The 24,341-nt window shown below is 47.7% G+C and carries 21 protein-coding genes; 15 read left to right on the forward strand and 6 right to left on the reverse strand.

Annotated elements, in window-relative coordinates; genetic code table 11:
* Nucleotides 1-31: 31 nt before the first annotated feature.
* Nucleotides 32-661, reverse strand: a complete 630-nt coding sequence (locus R3D00_07005) for a TetR/AcrR family transcriptional regulator (protein MEZ4772912.1) — start codon at nt 659-661, stop codon at nt 32-34.
* A gap of 60 nt (nt 662-721) precedes the next feature.
* On the opposite strand from R3D00_07005, the gene R3D00_07010 reads away from it, so the two are divergent.
* Both R3D00_07010 and R3D00_07015 read left to right on the forward strand, forming a co-directional pair.
* A complete protein-coding gene (locus R3D00_07010) occupies nt 722-1,405 on the forward strand; it encodes a hypothetical protein (GenBank protein ID MEZ4772913.1) in 684 nt (227 codons plus the stop codon).
* A gap of 182 nt (nt 1,406-1,587) precedes the next feature.
* Nucleotides 1,588-2,202, forward strand: coding sequence for a hypothetical protein (locus R3D00_07015; GenBank protein ID MEZ4772914.1), 615 nt, complete (start codon nt 1,588-1,590; stop codon nt 2,200-2,202).
* A gap of 208 nt (nt 2,203-2,410) precedes the next feature.
* Here R3D00_07015 and R3D00_07020 read toward each other — a convergent pair whose 3' ends face one another.
* The gene (locus R3D00_07020) at nt 2,411-3,148 is read right to left on the reverse strand and encodes a hypothetical protein (protein MEZ4772915.1); all 738 of its coding nucleotides are present in this window, start codon (nt 3,146-3,148) and stop codon (nt 2,411-2,413) included.
* Nucleotides 3,149-3,487: 339 nt separating this feature from the next.
* Between R3D00_07020 and R3D00_07025 the strand changes: the two genes are divergently transcribed.
* The 10 genes from R3D00_07025 to R3D00_07070 all read left to right on the forward strand — a co-directional run bounded on the left by R3D00_07025 (nt 3,488) and on the right by R3D00_07070 (nt 16,422).
* Nucleotides 3,488-4,648, forward strand: coding sequence for an ATP-binding protein (locus R3D00_07025; protein MEZ4772916.1), 1,161 nt, complete (start codon nt 3,488-3,490; stop codon nt 4,646-4,648).
* A 128-nt stretch (nt 4,649-4,776) separates the two neighbouring features.
* Nucleotides 4,777-5,295 carry a DUF6252 family protein gene (locus R3D00_07030; GenBank protein ID MEZ4772917.1) on the forward strand — a complete coding sequence of 173 codons (519 nt, stop codon included), beginning with the start codon at nt 4,777-4,779 and terminating at the stop codon, nt 5,293-5,295.
* 43 nt (nt 5,296-5,338) lie between these two features.
* On the forward strand, nt 5,339-5,653 hold the full coding sequence (locus R3D00_07035; GenBank protein MEZ4772918.1) for a hypothetical protein: 315 nt from the start codon (nt 5,339-5,341) through the stop codon (nt 5,651-5,653).
* A gap of 143 nt (nt 5,654-5,796) precedes the next feature.
* On the forward strand, nt 5,797-6,300 hold the full coding sequence (locus R3D00_07040; GenBank protein ID MEZ4772919.1) for a DUF6252 family protein: 504 nt from the start codon (nt 5,797-5,799) through the stop codon (nt 6,298-6,300).
* Between the two features lie 40 nt (nt 6,301-6,340).
* Complete coding sequence (locus tag R3D00_07045; GenBank protein MEZ4772920.1) at nt 6,341-7,084, forward strand: hypothetical protein; 744 nt, start codon at nt 6,341-6,343, stop codon at nt 7,082-7,084.
* A 136-nt stretch (nt 7,085-7,220) separates the two neighbouring features.
* Nucleotides 7,221-7,736, forward strand: a complete 516-nt coding sequence (locus R3D00_07050) for a hypothetical protein (GenBank protein ID MEZ4772921.1) — start codon at nt 7,221-7,223, stop codon at nt 7,734-7,736.
* A 35-nt stretch (nt 7,737-7,771) separates the two neighbouring features.
* Nucleotides 7,772-12,502, forward strand: coding sequence for a T9SS type A sorting domain-containing protein (locus R3D00_07055; protein MEZ4772922.1), 4,731 nt, complete (start codon nt 7,772-7,774; stop codon nt 12,500-12,502).
* Nucleotides 12,503-12,675: 173 nt separating this feature from the next.
* On the forward strand, nt 12,676-13,320 hold the full coding sequence (locus R3D00_07060) for a response regulator transcription factor (protein MEZ4772923.1): 645 nt from the start codon (nt 12,676-12,678) through the stop codon (nt 13,318-13,320).
* A gap of 17 nt (nt 13,321-13,337) precedes the next feature.
* A complete protein-coding gene (locus R3D00_07065; protein ID MEZ4772924.1) occupies nt 13,338-15,254 on the forward strand; it encodes a sensor histidine kinase in 1,917 nt (638 codons plus the stop codon).
* Between the two features lie 130 nt (nt 15,255-15,384).
* The gene (locus R3D00_07070) at nt 15,385-16,422 is read left to right on the forward strand and encodes a hypothetical protein (GenBank protein MEZ4772925.1); all 1,038 of its coding nucleotides are present in this window, start codon (nt 15,385-15,387) and stop codon (nt 16,420-16,422) included.
* Between the two features lie 306 nt (nt 16,423-16,728).
* Here the strand turns inward: R3D00_07070 and R3D00_07075 are convergent, their stop codons facing one another.
* A complete protein-coding gene (locus tag R3D00_07075) occupies nt 16,729-17,205 on the reverse strand; it encodes a hypothetical protein (GenBank protein MEZ4772926.1) in 477 nt (158 codons plus the stop codon).
* Nucleotides 17,206-17,535: 330 nt separating this feature from the next.
* Between R3D00_07075 and R3D00_07080 the strand changes: the two genes are divergently transcribed.
* On the forward strand, nt 17,536-18,387 hold the full coding sequence (locus tag R3D00_07080; GenBank protein MEZ4772927.1) for an Rpn family recombination-promoting nuclease/putative transposase: 852 nt from the start codon (nt 17,536-17,538) through the stop codon (nt 18,385-18,387).
* A gap of 32 nt (nt 18,388-18,419) precedes the next feature.
* Nucleotides 18,420-19,358, forward strand: coding sequence for a hypothetical protein (locus tag R3D00_07085; protein ID MEZ4772928.1), 939 nt, complete (start codon nt 18,420-18,422; stop codon nt 19,356-19,358).
* A 5-nt stretch (nt 19,359-19,363) separates the two neighbouring features.
* Here R3D00_07085 and R3D00_07090 read toward each other — a convergent pair whose 3' ends face one another.
* From R3D00_07090 to R3D00_07100, 3 genes are all read right to left on the reverse strand, one after another.
* Nucleotides 19,364-19,837: a hypothetical protein gene (locus R3D00_07090; protein MEZ4772929.1), complete on the reverse strand. Its 474-nt coding sequence runs from the start codon at nt 19,835-19,837 to the stop codon at nt 19,364-19,366.
* 380 nt (nt 19,838-20,217) lie between these two features.
* The gene (locus tag R3D00_07095) at nt 20,218-20,601 is read right to left on the reverse strand and encodes a GxxExxY protein (GenBank protein ID MEZ4772930.1); all 384 of its coding nucleotides are present in this window, start codon (nt 20,599-20,601) and stop codon (nt 20,218-20,220) included.
* Between the two features lie 600 nt (nt 20,602-21,201).
* Nucleotides 21,202-23,484: an alpha-L-rhamnosidase C-terminal domain-containing protein gene (locus R3D00_07100; GenBank protein MEZ4772931.1), complete on the reverse strand. Its 2,283-nt coding sequence runs from the start codon at nt 23,482-23,484 to the stop codon at nt 21,202-21,204.
* Between the two features lie 124 nt (nt 23,485-23,608).
* Here R3D00_07100 and R3D00_07105 point away from each other — a divergent pair, with 124 nt between their 5' ends.
* A complete protein-coding gene (locus R3D00_07105; GenBank protein MEZ4772932.1) occupies nt 23,609-24,250 on the forward strand; it encodes a sigma-70 family RNA polymerase sigma factor in 642 nt (213 codons plus the stop codon).
* Nucleotides 24,251-24,341 lie beyond the last annotated feature (91 nt).

A 24,341-nucleotide genomic window follows, 5' to 3' on the forward strand; every position in this document is an offset into this window, starting at 1 on the left:
GCTACAACGGTTTGGCAGCTAAGCCATGGTTTTAATGTGGCTTAGGTGCGGTTATTTGTAAAAATTCCCCCTTACCTTTTTCAGTTAGATACGGATAGAAGAAGGAAATTAAAAGGAAAGCATATTTTTCGATCTTTTCTTCCTTGCTAAGGATATCGTAAATGGATGATGAAGTCAACCAGTGGTCACTCAATATTTTGATCAATGTGATCAGGTTTTTGAACTCATTTTCAAATTCCTCTGCCCGCATCAGGCCATTATTGATCATCTGTTCGATCACGGTTTGATACATCCTGGATCTTACTTGTTCAACCGAAACCAACACTTCTTTCACTCTCGGAAATGAGGAACAGATATACTTCAGATCATTGAACAAAAATCTAAATTCATACACAACCGAGAAACCCACTTTAGTTCCATTGAAGAAATCTTGCAAGTTAACGGTAGGATGATCGATTTCTTTATTGAGCTTGATGGCTCTCTGCAACATCTGATCATGTAGGTACAGAATGATGCTTTCATGATCTGGAAAATGGTAGATCAGATTGCTGTGACTGATACCTGATTCCTTCGCCAATTGACGGATAGAAACATTATTCACTCCCTGTGAATTGTACAGTTCCTGTGCAGTGTTTATTATTTTTTCTTTTGTTTTATTCATTTAGTCCAATTGGTCTAAATTTTTTAGTACATTTGGTCTAAAATTAATCAATTCCTTGTTATGAAAAGAAAACAAATTCTGCAGATTACAAATACCTCATGGTTTCCGTCCTTTTTAACTCGTTGTATCTATGAGTTTATGACATGGTTTGTTATGAAAGTCAATGCGGCAAAACCCTTTTTACCAGTAATTGAAGAAGGTTTAGCACATGCAAACCGAATAGTGGTGATCAATAAGAAGTGCGGGGCCGGATTTGAAACTGTCAATCCTTTAATCGACGAAAAGATTGGTAGAGGGATAGTGGATGCGCAGAATTTTACAGCGAAGGAAGAGGGTCTGTATCTGAGCGTCAATTCTTTTCATCAGTTCACTGCGGATGAAGCAAAGGCTATACTGACGAAGGTTTCAAAAAACAGGCAGCCGATCGTGGTGGTGGAGGGTAATAACGATAGCCTTTGGCAAGTATTCGGGATGGCCGTTATCGTTCCATTGACCGTGATTCTGACAGCACCGTTTGTCAAACCTTTCCGTGTGGAAAGACTGGTTTTTACCTATTTGATACCTGTGTTACCTTTCGTTACTTTTTTAGACGGGTTCATTGCTTTATTCAAGCTTTACGCTCCACAGGATCTCGATGAATTGACCGCATCCATTGACGCAAAAAACTATTACTGGAGATCCGGTAAAATGGATAACGGAAGAGGGGGAAAGATCATCTATTTAATTGGTTATCCTGTGAAATAATTGCGGATGACACCTGTCTAAACGCCCCCATACTATATCGTCTCACCGCTTTTGGTATGAATGAGTCGTTGATATAGTCCCAATAGGGATAAAATGTACTTAAGGCATCACCGATAGAGCTATTTTGCCGCAGATAATTTCGTGGAAAGTGGTATTTTGGAGGGAATTAATTCTATATGCTAATGCCCAAACGTAACCTCCTCCTCCTGCTGGTTTTTGTTTTTGTGTTCCTGCGGCTCTCCGCGCAAACAGCGCCTGCCGCAAATGCTGACGCTCTGCCTTATTACGAAATTCCCGCTTATCCCGATAGTTTTTCCGCCGAAAATGTGGTCGCCCGCATGATTGACGGGCTGGGCTTTCGCTATTACTGGGCGACCGAAGGGTTGCGTGCTGAAGACCTGGCTTTCAGACCTTCACCAGAAGCCAGAACGAGCGAAGAGACGATTGACCATATCATGGGATTATCCGCTGTCATTCTGAATGGAATCAAACAACAGCCCAACGTGCGAAGCGGAGAAGAAACTTCCACGTTGTCATTTGAAGTAAAAAGAAAAACTACGCTGGAGAACCTGAAAGAAGCCAGCGACCGCCTCAAAACCTCAGGTGCCAAACTGGAAGACTACAATATCGTTTTTATGAATGGTGATTCAAAAACCGAATTTCCCTTCTGGAATATGCTCAACGGCCCGATATCCGACGCGCTTTGGCATGTCGGCCAGGTAATCACTTTTCGACGGTCTTCGGGCAACCCATTCAACAGCAAAGCCAGCGTTTTGACGGGAAAAGTGAGGCAGTAAGCGGCCGGTTTTAAAAGCAGACTTGTATAAAATAACTGCGTCGTCAGGGCCATGTGTACAGCTGGCGCGACTGGAAAATTGAAGTATAACCAAAAAATATTTCCCGCAGATTGAAAATCCGATTTTCAATCTGCGGGGATTTTTAAAGATTCGAGTATGATTCTATGAGTAATTACACAGGTGCGAAGTTTGAAAGGCCTGCCGGGAGCTAACGAATAACTGTTTTTAAACCAAAACCAGAATCAACAAGGTCACACAAATACAAACAAGCCTCGCGAAAGGAATTTTGTTCGGGTGACCACTTCGATACTTTCTGATACAGGTATATTTCACTGTCAAAAACAGCAGCTTCAATTGTCCATGTGGAGCCATCAAATCCCGAACGCTCACTTATATTCCCCCGGATATCCCAAAAAGAAAAACGATCTAATTTTTGAGATATTTCACTCCAATCACCTGTAAATGGATAGGAGGAACTGTCGCATAGAATTTGATACTCAGGTATGGTTTGAGCGATAAGCTTTGTTGCAATTATATTAATTTTTTTTACTCTCACATAGCTGCTGTCACCTTTTCTCACTAAAGTTACGGCAGCATATGTTCCGATAATATCAGAACTATAAAGAAACCTCACAATTGCATCTCCTTCGGTTTCTCGCCCATAATCCGGTTCATTCAGTAAGGCTAAAAACTGTTTTTTGCCTTCGGATGTTTCTCGTTCATATTCAATATCATTTCTAATATCTTCCAGGCATAGCTTATCGCTGACCAGATAATTCAGGAAGTAATTTGCCTGACCATTCTGGTTTAAAACCGCTGCATATTCTGTAAGTGCGTTGCGCAACTCAGCTCCCATAAGATCAGAAGAAGGGGGTGGGGTAGGGGTGCTTTTGCAACAAGATAAAAAGCAAACGCCTGCAATGATGATCCCAGATATTATTTTCATATTTGATTTATTTCATTAACATTCGATTCCTCCGGAATCAAGGCTGCGTGACCTTCGCGCCTTTTGGGGCTACCCCAAAACCTGCCAAAAGACATCATTACTTTTTCCTGATTCCATAATCATAAACCAGGGCGTTTGGTACAAGGTTAAGGAAAAAAACATTGAAATTTTTTTAGAAGATCCCTCTCCCCAAATAAGCAAATCAAGTGTATTAACCTGAAAAGTGAGGGATTAGAGAATGTCCGCAGGCGGATTTTGGAAAAAATGCTAATCTTTTATACAAATCCGGGATAGTATCCCAGATTTGTATAAGATTTCCCATTTTGTTATTTTAGCAGTATGATTCACCGTATGCTGTCAGATAAAATACGCCAGATGGCGGCTAAAATGCCGGTCATCAGCATTACCGGCCCCAGGCAGTCAGGAAAGACCGTACTGGCCCGTGAGTTATTTTCCGAACTACCTTACGTAAATCTTGAAAACCTTGAGCAGCGAGCCTTCGCATTAAATGATCCGGCAGGGTTTATCCGCAGTTATGCAGAAGGGGCTGTGATTGACGAAGCACAGTATGCGCCGGACCTATTTTCATATATACAGGTAAGGGTGGATGAAACTCGCCAAAACGGTAGGTATGTACTTACAGGATCTCAACATTTTCAGCTAACGGAACGTGTCAGTCAGAGCCTTGCCGGACGAGCAATAAATTTTTACCTGTTGCCCTTCTCCCACAGTGAGTTACATACTGCAGGCTGGTTGCCGGAAGATTATGAGCAGTTGATTGTAAAGGGGTATTATCCACGCATATACGATCAGGAACTTGAAGCAACAGATTTTTATCCTTCCTATATCGAAAACTATGTAGAACGCGATGCCCGCCAAATGATCAATATAATGGATTTAGGCAAGTTTCAGCTTTTTATACGTTTGTGCGCAGCCTTGAGCGGGCAACTTATCAATTATTCTTCCCTGGCAAACGAAGTCGGTACAGATGCAAGTACAGCCAAACGCTGGCTTCATCTGCTGGAAAGCAGTTTTATCATTTTTCTACTTCAACCTTATTACCGCAATTACAATAAACGCCTGGTCAAAACTCCTAAGTTGTATTTTTACGACACCGGGCTTGCCTGTTCGCTTTTGGGGATACGTTCTGTTGAAGAATTGCAGGCCAGTTATCGTAAAGGTGCTTTTTTTGAAAATTTTGTGATTGCAGAGACCTACAAACAATTCTACAACCGGGGACAACGCCCTCCTTGTTATTTCTGGCGGGACAATAACGGGAATGAAGTGGACTTGTTAATAGAATCGGGCGGCAAACTGTTTCCCGTGGAAATCAAGTCGGGAAGAACCATTCATCAGGAATTTTTCAAAAATATACAGTATTTCAATAAGATCGCCGAAAACGCAGAGGATCAGGGCCGGATTGTCTATGGTGGAGATTTGCAACAATTGCGCAGCCAGGGCCATGTTTACGGTTGGCGGGATTGGGAGATTGGGCATTAGACATCATTTAAACAGCGGAGATTTTTCATTTTCACCCTAATATCTCACATTATTTCGTTAAATCCCCTTGACAAATTACCCCCCTGTGTATATTGTCCTTCGTATAACCCTTTATACCGATACCTGCCATGAAAGTTTGTTATTTACTGATAATTCTTATTTTATTATGTGGCTGTCATACCCCTACCCCTGATCCGGTTAAGCCTGCGGAGTCTGTAATTGTCCGAGCCGGCCAGATGTATGCACTTGTAAATGGCCAGGAATGGCGTACTTGCGGGCCTGTAACGGCACCTAAAACATTTGCTCAATTATTTGTTGCAGAATATTTTGATATGGTAGGGGCCGGACTTTGCAGCAATACTGAAATTTATTTTAAGATTATCAATTTACAGGGAGAAGGAACTTACTTTTTAGGTGATACCAGCAGTAATTATGCTTTGTATTGGGGGCATAATAAATATTATACTGATGCTACCCATACGGGAGAAATCACCATTGAGCAGATTGATTCGATGACCAACCAAGTAGAGAAACTTCCTTATAGGGTCTCGGGTACTTTTAGTTTTACTGCAATAAATGAAGCAAACAGCGATACGGTATTCGTAACTAAAGGCTATTTCAATAAAATTGATGTGTACGTTTTCTGATTTGTTATTTACTACGTCCGAACACTTTTAAATACTGCTTATCATGTCTATGCGATTTGTTCTGTTTGCACTCCCATATCTACTGGGAATGCAGGGTATATTGGCGCAAGCACCTGTGCCCGTACCTGACGATTCCGCTCATTTTACTGCGAGTCTTCCCTACCCGGTAAGAGATAACCTCTACTATGACAACAGCGACAAAACCCTCTCCCAAATCCGACTCGACGCCGGGGACGGCCTCGGCTTTCGAACGATCAGTCTGAATGAAAGCCTGAATGCCCAATACCCTACCGGTGGGGAAAAAATCCTGCGTCTGCGGTTGAGTTTTACCGACGGCACGGTGCGGGAGTGTGGTTAGGTAATGGGGTGCGCGATTTTCTTAAACAATCATTCAAAGAAAATTTTCTGTTAAATCTCTTTATTTTTTTAAATTCCCTTGACAAATTACCCCCCCCCCCTGTGTATATTGTCCTTTGTATGACCCTTTAACCAATACCTGCCATGAAAGTAATGTACTTTTTTCTTCCCCTTTTGTTCCTGATCGGTTGTGATGTCTTGCCGGTAACGCCCTCTCTCCCCCCCGAAACCCAAGAGGGTGCCGGTACGTTTGGCGCACTCGTGGATGGGGTCGTCTGGCGACCGAATAATGGGGGACAGGTTTTCCCGCTTGCTCTGGCGGCCTCGTATGGGAGCGGTTCTCTTATACTAGGAGCTGTAAATCGGGATATTAACTCTGAAATCGAATTTTATTTACAAGATACTGTCTATAGTGAAGGTACCTATCTCCTTGCCAAAAGTAAGACTCCCTTATTTTATGTGAAGTATGAAAAAGAGGACATCCGCTACTTCCCTAACGCCGATAACTACGGTACACTTGTCATTACGAAGTTGGATACCCTCGACATCGGATTTGTCTCCGGCACCTTTGAATTTGAAGCGATTAGTGAAATAGATTCGACGGATACGGTGCGCATTACCGACGGTCGTTTCGACGTACGGTTTTAACCTTCCCTTTTTCTTCTAAATCTACCTTTATTCTACTCCTATGAAAACTATTTTTCTCCGCTTTTGGGCGGTACTGGTTTGTTGTGCCTTTTCCGGGCTTTACAGCCAAAGTGTTACGATTACCGACAGTGCCTTTGTGCCTTTGGATCAGATGATGGACTCTGTGTTTGAACATGTCAGCCTGACTGCCGTGACTTCTCAACACCTGATCTCCCGTGCGCCGGTGATCGTGCCGATAGACCGGTTTCACGGGGGAGCCGGTGCCGATACCGCCGTTTTTTGGCAGTGGCAATCGCTCTATGCGACCTTACATTTGGCTGCCCTCACTCCCGCTGCCCAACTACCGACACCGGAAAACGGGTATGTGCCCCTTGTGGAAAATCTCTCCTCCCAAGACCCGATTCCGCTGGCGGTTTTGCACTACAACTATCACTTCCTCGATAGCCTCGCTTTGGAGGACAATCTTCTGACCGTACAAGGGATTCAACTTTTTGACGTACCCAACCGCCCCCGCAGCCCCTTTCTGGCCGGGACTTTGTTTATCGCCGCACCCGTGCGCGAAGTCGTTTACACCCTAACGCCCAGTTTTACGATACGGGATAACCTCTACTACGACAATAGCGACAAAACCCTCTCTCAAATCCGGCTCGACGCCGGGGATGGACAGGGTTTCCATTCGGTCAGTCTGAATGATGCCTTAAATGTCCAATACTCTACGGGCGGGGAAAAAATCCTGCGCCTGCGGTTGAGTTTTACCGACGGCACGGCGCGGGAGTGTGGTTAGGTAATCGGGTGCGCGATTTTCTTAAACAACCATTCAAAGAAGATATTCTGTTAAATTTATTTATTTTTTTAAATCCCCTTGACAATTTACCCCCCCCCCTGTGTATATTGTGTCTGTCATACCAAGCTCATCGCCTATGAAAACCCTGGCTTTTCTTTTCCTGCTCCTTCTTGCCGCCTGTGAGCGCGAGGCCCCACAGCCCCCTGATCCGCTGGATCTGCTGCCCCCCGCCACACAAACCGGCGAAAATACCCTCGGCTTCCTCCTTGATGGCGAACCCTGGATGCCTAACCGGATTTTTCAGGGAGATTATCGCAAGAGTGATGGGAGGTTTAATATCTACACTCGAAATGTTCAGTTTGACGGAAATGGAAATCCATCTGGGAGTAGTTTCTCTATTGGCTCTATAAGTGTTCAAGTTTATCAAGAAGGCACATATAAAATTACTGATCGAGGTAATCTATCCGCTGTAGTGGATTTTCTAACTGGATGTACTTATTGGTCCTTCTTAGAAGACCCTGGCGAATTATCTCTTTCAAAGATGGACACAATTAATCGAGTTATGTCTGGTACCTTTCATTTTAAGGCAATCAGTGAAGACTGTACCGACACCCTATCCATCACCCACGGCCGCTTTGACGTTTCCTTCTAACTATTGAATTTCTTCCTCTAATATAACTTATCACCATGCGAAATCTCATGATTCTCGCCGCACTTTTTGTGCTGGCGTCGGGACAACTACGTGCTCAGATCACCACCTACCATGACACCCTCCCCGACGGAACGATCCTCACCCTCGTGGACAGCAGTAAGCCGCCCATCGAAGTCATGATTGACTCGGTGTTTGGCAGTCTGGACTTCAGCGACGTCAGCACAGGGCTGCTCATGGATCGCACGATTCACTTTGTGGATTATACCCGGTATGACGGTACACTTTCAGATAGCAATCAGGTGGATTACCGCACCTTTTTGTCGCTCTATGCTTCACTTTACAGTGCACCGCTGGATACCAGCGCCCGCCCGCTACCCGACCTGCCTGCTTATAAAGCTACTGCAGAAGATGTGGCCTCAAGTGGCGTCGTACCAGTGGGCGCGATTTTGATGCATTACCACCGGATCAAACCTACGGCACTGGCTGATGAACTCCTTGCGCTCAATGGTATCCAGCTTCAGGATGTGCCGGGTCGCCCGGAAAGCCCATACCTGGAGGGACGGATTTTTGCCGTTGCCCCTTTGCGAACCCGTTTTGAACAGGCCGGGTTGACTTTTCAGTTTCCCGCCAGCCTGTATTACAGCAATAGCGGACTGACACTGACCGATATTGAGTTTGATCCGGGGAATGGCGTGGGGTTTCGGCATTTAAGTCCGGGGGAATCGTACTCCGCCATTTATCCCGACAGCGGGAGTTACCTGCTTCAGTTTCGTTACCATTACAGCAACGACAGTATCTTTGAAAGTCGGGGAGAAATAGAAATAATGACCGGTGCGACCTATCGTTATGCCAACACAGCCGATGCAACTGTCGCCATTGCTGCTACCACCGAGCATGATGGTGCAACCCTGTCTATCAGCTACGGCTGCGGGCACAGCTCCCTGACTAAACCCTTCATCGTCGTGGAAGGGTTGAATCCGAACCGGGAGATTGGGCGGAATGTGGCTACTTATAGAACTTTTCTAAACAATGTCAATGCTCAAGCAGGTGTAATTTTGCAGCCCCTCCTCGAAGAAGAAGGCTACGACCTGGTTTATGTGGACTACGAAAATGGCGGGGATTTCATTGAGCGCAATGCCAAGCTGGTGGAGGATGTGATTGACTGGGTCAATGCCCAGAAAGCCAGCCAGCCCAATGCCGAGGAAAACGTAGTCATGGGCCGCAGCATGGGCGGGTTGGTAGCTCGCGTGGCCCTGCGCACGATGGAAAACAACAACGAAGATCACGACACCCGGCTCTTCATCACCCAGGACTCGCCGCATCAGGGGTGCTATATTCCGTTGGGGTTGTTATATACCTTCACACATTTATACCACATGCGACGCCCCTTTGGCGGTGCCTACCTGCGGGATGATAAGCCCGAGATCAGCCAGGCTTACGGAGCGATTTATGCCCCAGCGACCCGGCAGATGCTGGTGCAATTTCCCTTACAGCAAACGCCTATATCCAACTTATGGCCGGATAATCCCAACTGGGAACTGGACATTACTTACCCCGATAGTACATGGTTAAAATCTACCCCTTTCCTGCAATGGCTGGACAGCCTGGGCCACCCCCAGCAATGCCGTGTAGTAGCGATTGCCAATGGCTCCGGAGAGGGGCAAGAGCAAGATCCTGGTTTTGGACCTAACGATCCCATTAACTGGATTTCCATAAGTGAAAATTTTGGGGCCGGGCCCTACTTGTTTGGGGGAACTGCCTATGTTAATACGAGGGCTTCTGGCCTTCCGGATCGAACATCGGCTTTGAGTCAGATATACCGAGGGAATTTTCTGATATTTTATAATTTTTTGCCGTTCCCCCTACTTTTGTGGCACAACTGCTCTAGTACACGCATCCGGGTTGCAAACACCGATCCCTACGAAACCGCACCGGGCAGTATCTTTGACCCGGCAGACCTGGGCGATAATACCGAGGGTCTGGGAACGGTATATCAGGATCGCTGGCATTTCGTTTCAGTGTCCAGCGCGCTAGATCTCGACAGCCCGGAGAATGAAGACTTATTTTACCCGGTGAATCCCAACAACATTCTCAACCCGGCCAATCCCCTGACTCCCTTCAAAAACTACACGGCACCGACGTCCGTACATGCCACAGCCTCGCTGCCCGAGGTGAACGAACTACATACGCAGTTTACCTTGTCCAATGAGCCTTTTTTTATCCGGGAAATGGTCGGGGCTACCCTCTCAGACCCGGTCGTGACCGGTAGTTCCGATGAATTACTGGCTTCTTTCAACTTTGGCCGAAGTGACATCGCCTATACCAGCACCTACATTTCTTCAGATGTGCGTATTGTCTCCGGGCGAACGCTGGGAATACAGCGTGCGGTCGAACTAGGCGTTACGGGTTCCGGGCTTGGGCAAGCTTCCAGCGATGAAAGGTTTGAAGTAACGGTGTTGGGCAGTAGCGAATGCAGCCAGGACGCCAATGCTACCGTTAGCATCGAAAACGGCCTGCTGGAGATCGGATCGGCCAGTGGCAACCGCCAAGGGGTGCTGCGCTTCGCCAGTCAGGGCGGAAACACCAGCACCTTAATCGTGAATAGCACCCTCCGCATCCACGACAACTCCCGGCTGGTGATCGAACCGGGGGCAACCCTCCGCATTGAAAACGATGCACATATCGAACTTCTGGGCGATAACGCTGTGCTGGAAATCCGCGGCAACCTCGAACTGGGGGCGTATGCCTCGCTGAGTTTTACCGGCAGTGGATTTATCCGCCTGGGTATGGCCGTGCAGGGCACGACCAATGTCCAGCTTATCGGCACCGGCCAGCGACTCGAACTCCACGGCTCCGGGCCGACCGACAAAGTCCTCGAAATCATGGACTTCACCGCCTGGTACCCTGATTATGACATTGACATGACCATCATCACCGACGGCAAGGTTGAACTCGGTGCAGGTGCCTGGCTCGATACCGGCAACGGACAGGTGATTTTTGCTAATACACATTTTACGGCCATCACCCCCGATGCCGCCCACCGCTACCATACCATCTATACCAATGGGCAGTCCAATCAGTTTCTCGAAAATCTGGAATTCTCCTGGGGAATCCGCGGCCTGAGTGCCCGCAACAACCTCAGCAACGGAGCCTCTCCCACGATCTGGGACAGCCAGTTTCACGACTGCACCACCGGGCTGTACTCTGAAGGCAAAGGACTTACCCTCAACAACGTTGCGTTGTACAACAATACCACCGGCTGGCAGGGCGTCGGACATACCTTTGGCGGGAACTTTGTCAACAGCCAGGCGAATACAAACGGAGCCGGAATCTTTTTCACCGGCAATAGCAACCTCACCCTCACCACCTCGCAGGTCAACAACAACGGCAGCGGGGTATATTATTCCGGGACGGGAAGTGTCACGGGTTCCTGTGGCGAAGTCCGCGACAATTTCAGCTACGGCATTCTCGCCGTCAACAACGGGTCGGTCAATTTTTCCTCCCAAAAGAAAATGAACCTCTCCGGCAATGCCCCTTCGATTTCGTTGTCTCAAGCCAGCAACCTGTATCTCAGCAACGGAAGAAACAACCTGATTCCCGCCAGTGGCAGCAAGGCCGTAAATGGAACTCTCAGCGGGAGTATCACTTTGATCACCGCCACCCGCAACCAGTGGAACACCCGCATCCCGCCGGGCAATCCGATCCCTAATCCCGGCCAGTCGCCCGTATCGGGGCTGGACTACACCCTGACCAACGGCAGCGGAGCGGCAGTTACCCTGACCGACAATCAGCCCTTTGTTTTTGCGCCTTGTGGCGGCGGCAATCCCTCCGGGCTGATGGTGGAGACCGAACCCTGCACCAATTGTCCAACGATGCAGACGCCTCATGTTCCCGGTCTGCGGCTCGATTTGGCCCTCAATCAGGCCCTGGCAAATCTGGCAGATAGTCTGCCCGCTGTCCGGGCGATGGGTGTGACGCAGTTGAGCGAAATCCTCGATCATGCCTTTCCCTACGGCGTCAATCACCCCCGGCTGCGCCGCCTGCTCGACCTCGGCTGGCTCGAACTCCGCGATTACACCGCCCGCGAAATGGCGGCAGATACCCTTCCGGTAGATTCCAGCCTTCACACCCCGTTACTCACCGGGCGGCTGGCCCTGCTGCGGGCGGCGGTCAACCGGCGCAGACTTCAGCATCAGGCAGCGGGAGATTCTGTTCGGGCGTTTTACCTCGCCACTGATCGCGCCCTGCTCTACGAATGGGCCGGACGTACTGGCAAAGCCCTGCAACAACTCGAAAATCTGCAATCTCCCAACCGGACACCCGAAGAGCAGGAATACCTTGATCATTGGATTTGCCATCTCCGGGCGAAACAACAATACCGGCAAGGGCTTCTTACCCCGTTGCAGTGGGACAGCCTGATTCAGACCTGTCCTTTGCCTTCGGCAGTTTCGCCGGTAGCCTCGGGCACGGCGCTTCGCCTTTCAGCACCAGCGGAGCCGGAGATCATTCTTTATCCCAATCCCGCCACGGACCGGCTGTATATCAGTTACACCCCGGTGGGAATTCCCGACGATCACGCCAGCCTTCGCGCCACGCTACACGACTTGCAGGGCGGAGAAGAAGGGGAAATTCTGCCCTCACAAGGCGTATTCGCCGGAAATAACGAATGGGAAGTTTCCACCGCCCATCTCCCCGCCGGGGTGTATCTCGTACGGATTTTTACCGGTGCGGAGAGCCAGACGTTTAAGCTTGTGATTGTGCGGTGAAGGTGATATACTACTGACAAAGTCCAACCATCACGAGATAGAGATCCTTTCCTTCTTTGCTACGTCCTGCCGTGGTTATTTTATTTACGAAAATATAGAACCCCCACTGCCGCCCGCGCGGAGGTGACAAAGATTTTTCCTTATTTGACAAATGGATTTTTCTATTTTGTCAAATGATTTTACCCTTATCTGACAAAGGTATTCGCCTCCTGCTTGCCGATGACCACCAGATGATCCGGCAGGGGCTGGCTGCTCTGCTTTCCGGTGCCGAAGGAATCGCAGTCGCCGGGGAAGCCTGCAATGGCCGGGAGGTGTTGGAAAAAATTATACCGCTCTCCATTCAAGTCGTGCTTATGGATCTCGACATGCCCATCATGAATGGGCTGGAAACCACCGCCGAACTGAGCCGCCGCCACCCCGAAGTGGGAGTGCTTATCCTCACCATGCACGCAGAACCCGCACTAGTACAGCGCTGTATGCAGGCAGGGGCGGCGGGGTATCTGCTCAAAACCGCCGATCAGGACGACCTGCTTTACGCCATACGACGCGTAGCGGCGGGTAAACGATATTTTGATCAGGACATAACCCAATCTCCTCCTTCAGACAACTCCGCCTTTGCACTACTTTCCACCCTTACCGCCCGTGAAAGAGAAATTCTCATACTGATCGCCCGGGGCAAAACCAATCAGGAAATGGCAGATGAATTATTCCTGAGCGTCAAAACCGTTGATACCCATCGCACCAACCTGATGCGTAAACTAGGCATTCATCAGGTCGCCTTGTTGACCAGTTTTGCTATTAAAGCCGGATTAATCTGAGGATAACACTGACCAATATGATACGCTGTTTTGTTTTTCTGCTGAGTCTTTCTATCACGTCTTTGCAGGCGCAGCCCGACAGCCTGATTGCCGCCCTCCGGACGGCCAAAGACGATACCAGCCAGTTGCGGCTACTCGGTGATATAACCTGGAGCTTTTATGGCAGTGACCGTGAACAAGCCTTAAAATATGCAGATGAAGCGGTTGTCATCGCAGAGCGGGTGGCCGACCGGAGATGGCTGGCACAGGCATACAGCGACCGGGGCGCGATGTATATGGTTTTTGGAAATAATGAGCAGGCATTGACTGACTATCAGAAAACACTTGACATCCGCATACAACTGGGATTATTGGAAAAAGCCGCCGCCACCCGCACCAATATCGCCACCATACGGTTTCGCAGGGGAGAAATACAGGAAGCCATTGACCTGCAACTGCAGGCGATACGGGTGTTTGAGGCGAAAAATCAAGCCATTCCCCTGTGCCAAAGTTACGGCAACCTGGCCAACTATTACAGCGAAATTCTGGACTGGAAAACCTCCCGCATTTATGCTGAAAAAGCCTACCTCATTGCCGACAGCCTGAATATTGCCCAGATGAAAGCGGCGACACTATTTTCCATAGCCAAGTCCTACGAACCCGAAAAACGCTACCGCGACATGATCCGGCTTCTGCTCCGGTGCCTGGAAGTGTATGAAGCCGAAGGCATCAAAACCGAAGCCGCCTCGCTTTACGGTTCGCTGGGCAATTGTTATGCAAATATAGGCGCAACAGACAGCGCGATCCTGTACATAAGACAAGCCGTAGAAATCAGCACAGCCACCCAGGACACCGGTCGAATGGCCTATAGTCATGTACTCCTGGGGCGTCTATTGGTCGCAGAGGGCAAAACCGCCGCAGCCAAAACGGCCCTTGAGCAAGGCTTATATTTTGCCCGAATCTCCCGCCGCCGCAAGGAGATGGCCGATGCTTCGCGCTGGCTGGGAGAGGCCTATCAGCAGGAAGGCACTTACGACAAAGCCTATCAGGCATTAAACACTTACGTCCAATTGCAGGATTCTATCCTGAACCAGGCCCATCAGGAAGAAATCGCCCGGTTGCAGGTAACCTTTGAGACCGAACGAAAAGAGCAACAGATAACCCTGCTTTCTGCCGAAAACCGCAACCAGGCATTGCAGATGCAGGTAACTCTCATAGGCGTTTTGTTCCTGGCACTCATTGCTGCGGCAGGTATTTTCCTCCTGCGCATAAGGCATCGCCAACGGCTGAATGCCGCACGGCTGGAAACCCAGCAGCGCGGAATTGAAGCCCTGATCGAAGGAACAGAGTCCGAGCGCCGCCGACTGGCGGCCGAACTTCACGACGGCCTTGCCCAACAACTGGGCGCTTTGCGTCTGGCGGTACAACGCCTTCAGGCAGACCTGGGGCAGGCGCCCGCGGCACTTTCCACGCTGGTACAGCGTATCAGTGATTCCCTGCAGGATGCAGGTGCAGAAGTACGCGACATTTCTCATCAACTATTGCCCCGGGCACTTGCAGAGGTCGGACTTGCTCCGGCGCTGAAAGACATGCTGTCGGCTATGTTGCAACCCGCAGGCATAACACTGGCGTGGGAAATTCATCCCCCCGAACTCGCCGAAAGGCGATTCGATGAAAAAACAGAACTTACCTTTTTCCGCATTGCGCAGGAAACCGTCAACAATACCCTCAAACACGCAGACGCGACCGCTTTTGCCGCAAGGCTCAGTCTCGAAGGCGATGAGTTGCACATGACCCTGAGCGACAATGGCAACGGCTTTGACCCAGCCCAAAACACCATTGCAAGCCTCGGGCGGGTGAATATGCATACCCGCGCCGAACATATCGGCGCAAGGCTGTACATTCATTCAAAGGTAGGAGACGGGACAAAAACCGAAATACAGGTGAAAATCTAAGGTATTCACCTGAGAAAAATACAGCGATCGCCCGATTTTCGCGGAAGAGGTAAAACCCGAACTTTGGTTTATTCAAATGAGTTGCCGGCACGCATTTGAAAAATCTTAAACCTTAAAGTTCACACTTCCCATGCGTAAATTATCATTTATCACCTCGCTAATGCTGGTGCTGACACTCTGCGCCGCAAACCTCGTATTTTCCCAAACCCAGATTCCCAAAGCTGCACCCAATGCCAAAGCAGCAGCGGGCAAAGCCGCACTCGATTTTCCCGTAGAAGGGCGGAAAGCCAAAAACGGACGCGGTTATTCCGCCAATCTTTCTGCCTTAACTCAATCTCCCAAACGCATAGCTTTAGTCTCCTTTTACGGATTTGACCCCGGGATCACCCGCGTTACAGCTTCCTCCTATTCTACCGCTTTTACCACGACTACCACCACGACTACCCGTACCCGCAGTGCCGGAAACGGCGGAGAGATTGCCGCAATGTTTTACGACAAAGGACTCAGTGGTATGCGTTCTACCTTCTCACAATACGGAATGCAACTGTTGACTCCCGACGAATTTCTCGATACAGAGGAAAAACGCACCGCTTACCAGGCGTTTCGTGTGCAGCACAGCAAACTCTCCGAATTTGCTACCAATATAGGCAACCAGTCGCTGTCAGTGTATTACGGTTATCCCGAAGGTTATACCGTTTGCGATATTGAAAACGAGCCTTACGCCAATTATACCAAAACCGGTCTGGTCGGAAAAAAAGGCAAAGTAGTGGACGTCAAAGTACAGCAGTTTCGCAAAGATCCCAAAATGACCGAATCGCTCGGATATGACCTGTGCAAGGCACTTGGTGTGGACGCAGTCGCTGTGGTGTATTTTACCCATACCCGTCCCAACGCCGAAAAAAATATGCTGCACAACTTCAACCTGGCGATTTTTGGTCCCAATCCGATTGCCCTTCCGGATGGAAAAGAAGACGCTGCACTCTATTCCAAAGGCGTTTTTTATGCAGGTGCGCGGTATTATCTGGGAATGGACGGCTTGCCTTTCCGCGACTACAATAAGAAAAAACCCGAAACACAGGCCATGTCTGATGAAGGAATAGACCATATACTGACCGGCCTTTCGACCGCCGTAGGAACCTATATCCAGAAAAGTACCGGCGGGAAGTAAGCGACGATGGCCGCGTGTAATTACCCGCCATTTCGCGCCGTGACGCCAGCCTCCGCAGGGAGGCTGGTTTGCGTTTAATGGGAAAATTTCCCGCAGATTGAAAATCGGATTTTCAATCTGCAGGGATTTTTGTGAATGATTGTATCAATGGTCAGGTGCGAAGTTGGAATCATCTGCCGGGATGATGTGGGAATTTTTCGCATATTACATTAACATTCGATTCCTCCGGAATCTGGGTCTGCGCCCTGCCTTACTGTCTGCGCATATGCGCTTTGTGTTTATCCCGACAGGATTCAATTCCGATTTTCATTTCAGCAGCGGCACTCTGTTCGCAAAACACGGAAAAGGCTGGTCTTTCAGCGGGTCGGTATAATAAGAATCCGGTGTACAGTGTGTTCCTTCACATTTTTGGACGTAGGCGTGTTCGGCTGCTATGTGGAAGCGGTAAGTGTTGCGCTCTCCTGAAGGGTGCCTATGATAGGTCAGTTCGATGGCAAAAACATGCCAGGCATTGAAGGTGAAGCCCGGGTCTATGGCGCGGATTTCGTCCATAGAGGCCATGTGCAGGAGATCATCTCCGTAGATATCCGTATCGAGAAAAGATTCGGGCAGATTAAAAAACTCCACCTCTTCAAAGACAATATCAAAATTGCGGTAAGAGGTACGGTCAAAACTCGCGCTGAGCGTAAGTGTGCCCTTATCAAAATCCCTGATCCAGAACCCATCCCACAAGCTGTGAACCGGTATCTGCGCGTTGATTTTTTGTATGAGGGGCTGAGTCATAAAGAAGCGTTAAAACTGGTAAGAAGATTTTTCTTTTCCCAATCCATAATGATAAACATATAGATTTGATACAAGGATTTGGTTGTGATAACACTGCCATTCATAGAGTCTTAATGAGATGCGTACAAGTTGGCAAAAGCTATTTAAAAATTCATAAAAATAAATTGGGATATCGACCCGCTCACTATCACGCAGCATGTCGGGCCTTTCCAGCAATTGGTGGAAGCTGCAAAAAAGTGATTGGACGTGCATATTTTACAACCATTCCCAAATAAAAAAGCAAGAAATGAAGGCTAAAATCGCTTATATTTGTAGGGAGAAGTTTTAGAAATGAGCGAAATCAGAGAAAAATACCTCAATCCATTTACGGACTTTGGATTCAAGAAACTGTTTGGAGAAGAACCAAACAAAGACTTGTTATTAGATTTCCTGAATGAATTGCTGAGAGAGCGAGAAGGGGAAATCAAGGATTTAACTTATTTGAAAACTGAACAACTTGGAACCGGAGACTCTGACCGGAAGGCTATATTTGACCTGTATTGTGAGAATGAACATGGCGAAAAATTTATCGTCGAATTACAAAAATCTAAGCAGAATTTTTTTAAGGACCGAACGCTTTACTATTCTACTTTCCCCATCCGAGAGCAAGCCCGCCAGGCAGACTGGAATTATGAATTAAAGGCAATTTATACTATTGCCATTCTGGATTTTGTATTTGAGGAAGACAAAACTGACAAAGAAAAATATCGCTACGATGTAAAATTAACAGACATCGAGACCTGTAAAGTTTTTTACGATAAACTCACATTCATTTACCTCGAAATGCCCAAATTCCGGAAAGAGGTGGAGGAGTTGGAGACAAGGTTTGAGAAGTGGCTGTATGTATTGAAAAACCTTAATCGTTTAGATCGGATACCGGAAAAGTTAAGAGAAAAAATATTTGAACGGCTATTTGAAGTAGCCGAGATTGCGAAATTCACCCGCGAAGAGTTATTATCCTATGAAGACAGTTTAAAATATTACAGAGATCTTAAAAACTCATTGGATCTGGCAAAAGAGGAAGGAAAAGTTGAAGAGAAAATAGAAACAATTAAGCGCGGTCATCGTGAGGGGTTGTCGGTTGATATACTATCAAAACTGACAGGATTAACTCAGAATGAGATCAGGCGAATAATTAGCTAGTATTTATAAAAGACAGCCGGAAAGTTTATCCTATGATCAAATCTACCTTCACATTATCATTTTTTTGTCTTATTTTTTTTCAGGTTTTTTCCCAGCCCGCTGTAACCCCCGCCCTTGAGGTGCTCTCATCCTGGCCCAATGTGCGCGACTTTAATCTTTCGGCCAGTGGAAATGAGGCGTATGTCTCGCTGCAAAGCCTGGCGGGAGATATATCGGTCATCGCCTGCCTCAAAACTAAAAAAGGCAAATGGCAAAAGCCGGAAATCGCCTCCTTTTCGGGCAAATACCACGACCTGGAACCTTTCCTCTCGCCCGATGGATTGCGGCTTTATTTTGCTTCCAACCGCCCGTTGCCCGATAGCGCAGACAAACCTAAAGATTACGATATCTGGTTCGTTTCCCGCAAAACCCTCACTTCTGCATGGAGCAGCCCGACCAATCTGGGATCAGCGATCAATACTACTTCTGATGAGTTTTATCCCGCCATTACCCTCAGCAACAATCTCTATTTTACCAGCAACAGGGCGGGAACCAAAGGGGAGGACGATATTTTTTTCAGCGAATGGAAAAACGGTGGCTATACACAGCCTTTATCTTTGTCTGATTCTATCAACTCTGCCGGGTATGAGTTTAATGCCTACGTCGCGCCCGATGAGTCGTACCTGATTTTCAGCGGCTACAACCGGCCCGGCGGACTGGGCAGCGGAGATCTATATATCAGTTATCGCGGCAAAGACCACCAATGGACAAAAGCCCGTAACCTGGGCGAAGGTGTCAATTCAAAATACATGGACTATTGTCCCTATCTCGATCACAAAAACCAACTACTGTATTTCACCAGCAGAAGAAGTACTCCGGCAGCAGCAGCCCAGTTTGAAACGATCGACCAACTCGGCAAGGAACTCAACAAGTACGAAAACGGCATGAGCAGGATTTACAAAGTCTCAGCCAAAGGGTGGATGAACCAATAAAACACCTATAGCACCAGCGTTACATCTTCTCCTGTGATATCCTCAGCGATAGATACAAATAAGTACCAAAGCAGAAAGTCAAACAACCACTCACTCTGCGGGTCTGTATTTGTGATTTTGGTGGAAGTATAACCTTTGCGTGTTTCGAGGCCGTAGGCAAGAATGTCTTTGCCCTGATAGGTAATGGCGTATTCCGCCAAAGGGTTGTTTCGGATTACCAGCGTGTACTTAAGATTGTTGTATTCGAGGACAGAGGCATTGGAATACCACCTTTTTGGGTAGGTTTTGATGATAATCTGGCGGTTTTCGTCGCGTATTTCCAGACGATTTTTCCAGAAACCAGTACGGGAGATGAAGTATTGTTTGCGACCAATGGTAACTGTGGCAGCGTTGCCTTTTATTTCCAGTTTTCCAATCTCTTTATCCTGAGAGGTCAGCGTATATTTTCCTTCAGAAATTTTTACCCAGCTTTTTGTCATGAGGGGATAATTATTTATAAAAGACACCCATTCTGACTACTAACTTATGGCAGTTTTTGTTTCCTTCTTGCCACAATCCCAGGCCTCAGCTTTTCAAAATAGGCTAAGAAAAACCATCAGCCCGGCAGCCAGGCACCCGAATAAAAGACCAATAAACTTAGGCATCCTGATTTGTGGAAATTCGCGTCGAAGATCCGTATCGGAAATTCTTGGCCTTTCAACAAAGGGCAAAGTAGGTATAACCACGAATGCACGAATGGAAGACGAATAATTGTAGGCATCCTGATTTGTGGAAATTCGCGTCGAAGATCCGTATCGGAAATTCGTGGCCTTTCAAAAAGTCGCCTAAATATAAGCCTCCCGATTTGTGTTCATTCGCGTTATTCGTGGCCTCTTATTATCCGCCTATAATTCAGTTTTTGTTCGCCGAAGTTTACAATTAGTGCCAATGTATTTGCTGAAGCTTTCAGGTAGTTTATTGCCTGCGCTGTAAATACATCTGCGATGTAAGAGACCGCTTTAACTTCGAGGATGATTTTGTCGAAAACGACAAAGTCCGCAAAAAATTTATGGTGAAGAACAATTCCTTTGTAATTGATACAATACTGTTTTTCCCGTTCAAAGGGAATTCCTGCTTTTCGGAATTCATATTCCAATGCGTCTTTGTAGACTATTTCCAGAAAACCAGAGCCGAGGTAATTGTGTACTTCCATACACTTACCAATAATTTCAAAACTCTCCTGTTTGAAAAGGATATTTTCCATGATATTGTGCTTTAAGGTTGCGTTGCCATCGAAAATAATAAAAAACCACGAATGCACGAATAAAAGACGAATAATTTTAGGCATCCAGATTTGCGGCCATTCGCGTCGAAGATCCGTATCGGACATTCGTGGCTTTTCAACAAAGGGCAAAGTAGGTATTACCACGAATGCACGAATGAAAGACGAATAATTTTAAGCATCCAGATTTGTGTTCATTCGAGACATTCGTGGCCTTTCAAAAAGTCGCCTAAACATAAGCATCCAGATTTGTGTCCATTCGCGTCGAAGATCTGTATCGGAAATTCGTGGCCTTTCACCAAATGGCAAAGTAGGTATTACCACGAATGCACGAATGGAAGACGAATAATTGTAGGCATCCTGATTTGTGGAAATTCGAGTCGAAGATCCGTATCGGAAATTCGTGGCCTTTCAACAAAGGGCAAAGTAGGTATTACCACGAATGCACGAATGGAAGACGAATAATTTTAAGCATCCAGATTTGTGTTCATTCGAGACATTCGTGGCCTTTCAAAAAGTCGCCCAAACATAAGCCTCCCGATTTGTGATCATTCGAGACATTCGTGGCCTTTTTTTTCAGGCTCACCGCTTCGCCACAATCTCAAAAACTCCACTGCCCAATTCGAATACCTGTCGTTTTCCGCCAGCAAAATTTTCGGTGCGGAGTAGCGAAGCGGGCTGTCCGTCAATGTGGACTGAGGTAAATTCTGCCGGCAGCCAGATTTCCGCTTCTGCATTGCCCGGGATGGAAACATTCATTCTCCATCCATCTCTGCTCTGGCTGATCTCGCAACCAATACTCCCTCGGATGCAGGGCATCTTGATCGCTGCGTGTTCAAGACTTCCGGGCTGCGGACTGATGCGAAACCTGCGGAATGCAGGTTCCAATGGCTCGATACCCATCAGTTTGCGGGCGGTGATGTTGGCGGGAGCAGCACCCCATGCATGATTCCAGGTGAGGTTGGGTTTAAAATATTCGTCCCAGGCCTCTGTGGTCATGGAGGACCCTACCCGGATCATATTGCGCCAGCTCCGCAGGCTGTCTGCTGTCATGAGCGACAGCGCATAGTCAGCTTCGCCTGCCTGATAAAGTGCATCAAGCAGGTGTTGTGCGCCATAGACACTGCATGCCATTCCGCGGCTTTTGACAAATGTGGCTACGCTGGGCAGGTGCTTTTCCGGAACCAGCCCAAAAGCCAGCGCAAACATATTGGCGTGGAGGCTGGCGTGGTCAGTAGATTCTCCGTCTTTGAATATGCCTCTTTTTTTGTCGAAAAAGGTCTTCATAAAGCTCTCCTGATGCAGTGCCGCCCTATCTGAAAAAAATTTCTGATCTGCCGCATGGCCTGTTACTGTTGCAATCCGCTCCATCAATACCAGCGAGCGGTAATGAAAGGCATTTACGACGGTATTAAAATCGTTATAAACATAGCCGTCTGTTTCTCCTCCGGGTTTCGGACTCGCATTGGGGGGCGGCGCCTGCCCGGGTTTAGGGCCTTGCGGCCAGTCGACAATATCCCTGAACTGCTCCACCGGGCCGGGAAACCTGAGGCTGGTGAGAAATGCCTGCGTCTTTTTTCCTTTTAGGGTGCTGATTAGTCCGTTGGGTTCTGCCAGGTCAATCAGCGATTTTCTTTTCAGGTCTTCGTAGCGGTTGTGGAGGAGATCGGCGTCGCCGGTTTGCATATAGTCTTCCCACGCCATCAATATCGTATGCATTTGCCACTCTGTCGGCCAGGAGGCATGGTCGAGCAGGAAGTTGACGGTATATTTTCCGATAGAATATTCGCGATCCACTGTATAGTGTCCCAATTGCTGAATGTATGCGTCGGCTTCATAGGGCATACGTTCCCGGTTGCCATCGGCATATACTCCCAGGAATGGCGTAGCTTTCAGGGTGTATTTACACAGGTTCCAGACTTCATTGAGGTTCGTGTCTGAACAGGAAAAACTGGCAGCCTGGTCGTCAAAATAATAAAACAGTGCAGCCTGCTGCATGTGGCTGATCTGATAAGTATGGGCCTTACCCGTTATTTCGACATACCGGAAAGGCAATACTTCGGGGTAATGAGGCGCGAGTTTTTGGGTGTGTAGATACCGTGAGGGAGGTCTTTGTGCAAGCCGGAGTACATAGTGGTGGGTCCCTTTTTTGAGCGTCATTTCCACCTTTTCATAGCCGATATTGGATTTTCCCGGGTCTTTATGTACGGAAAAGTTTTCATATTTTCTTTCGCCCAGATGGACAGTGATGGGAGTATGGTCTTCCGATGTCGTAGCGGTAAATTCGAGGATGCCGATGGCAGATTTTTCGAACCCTGCGAGATAAGTTCCCGGGGTGGGAGTTTGTATATATACCGGGTCAAACCGGTAGAAGGAGGCACATTGCCGGTCTTCAGATACCCAATTGCCGGTTCCCAGTTCGACCCAGTTGCTTTGCCCCGGGTAGTCGAGTCCGGAGCGGTCGAAGTTTCCTGTGTGGAATGCCTGAGGCATGCTGTAAACACTTTCCTGTCCGTCGGAAGCCCATACTTTTACCTGCCACCAGTAGTTGCTGAAGGAAGTCAGTGGTTTGCCTCCATAGGAAATATTGACCGAGCGCGAATCCTCCTTTTTCCCGCTGTCCCACAGGTCTGCTTTGCCTTCCTGAAGTAAAAATGGCGAAGAAGCCACAAGGATGTGGTAAGCCGATTGTTTTCCACCAGTTTGAGGAAACACCCACCCAAATTCTGGTGAAGGATCAGTAACTACCGCTGCTTCAGGGGCTCTGAGGAGTTCGCAGGTAAGGTCTGTGGGCGGTGGCAGGATTTGGGAGAAACCAGCCAAAAAATAAAATAATAAAATCAGAACAGCGGATATTTTTTTCATAGGGGTGTAGGTTAAGGGGCTCAGGATCGACATTAGATATAATTCCGAAAAAAAAATTATACTTTCGTAAAACGCACAGGATACTCGCAAAGGATTATACTTATATCCGGGACTACATACAAAGTTGAAGCGAAAAATAACATATCAAGGTGAGAAAACCGATATCGATCAACTCGCTACAAGGTTGGCTGCGGGTGACCCGGAGGCGATTGAGCTGATTTATCGCAATTATTTTCACAGGCTTCTCTACTACGGTATTCAGGTGGCAGGGTCGCAGTATCAGCATGAAACAGAGGATGTGATTCAGGAATTTTTCATCTGGCTGGCGCAAAACCATAACAAAGCTGGTAAAATCCAAAACCTGGAGTCTTATATGTTTCAGTCCATTCGCCGAAATATTCAGGCCAGACTGAGTGCAGACAAAAACGCACAAGCTTCATTTGAGCGATACAACAATCTCACAACTCCCCTGCGCGAGAATGTGGGGCATTCTCCTGAACAGGATCTTATTCAAAAAGAAGAGGTGGCTTCCCGGAGTGATCTTATCAGACAAGAACTGGAAAAACTGCCGCCATATCAAAGGGAAGTATTATATCTGCGCTATTTTGAAGATAAGTCCTATCAGGAAATTGCTGATATTCTTTCCGTGAGCGATCAGGTTGTTTACAATTATGTTTCACGTGCCATGAAAAACCTGAAAAAACACCTGGCAAACCTTTCCATTCTTTTGCTTTTCCCGTTTGGCTTCTTCCGGCCCTTTCCCTGAAAAGCGGCTTTATTTACGGAAATAAACCTGCCCGGCCTCATATCCGAAACATTTTTTAATATTTTTTCTCTTCCAGAGGGTTAGAAATTCG

The organism is Bacteroidia bacterium (genome assembly GCA_041391665.1).
In the GTDB taxonomy this organism is placed as follows: domain Bacteria; phylum Bacteroidota; class Bacteroidia; order J057; family J057; genus JAGQVA01.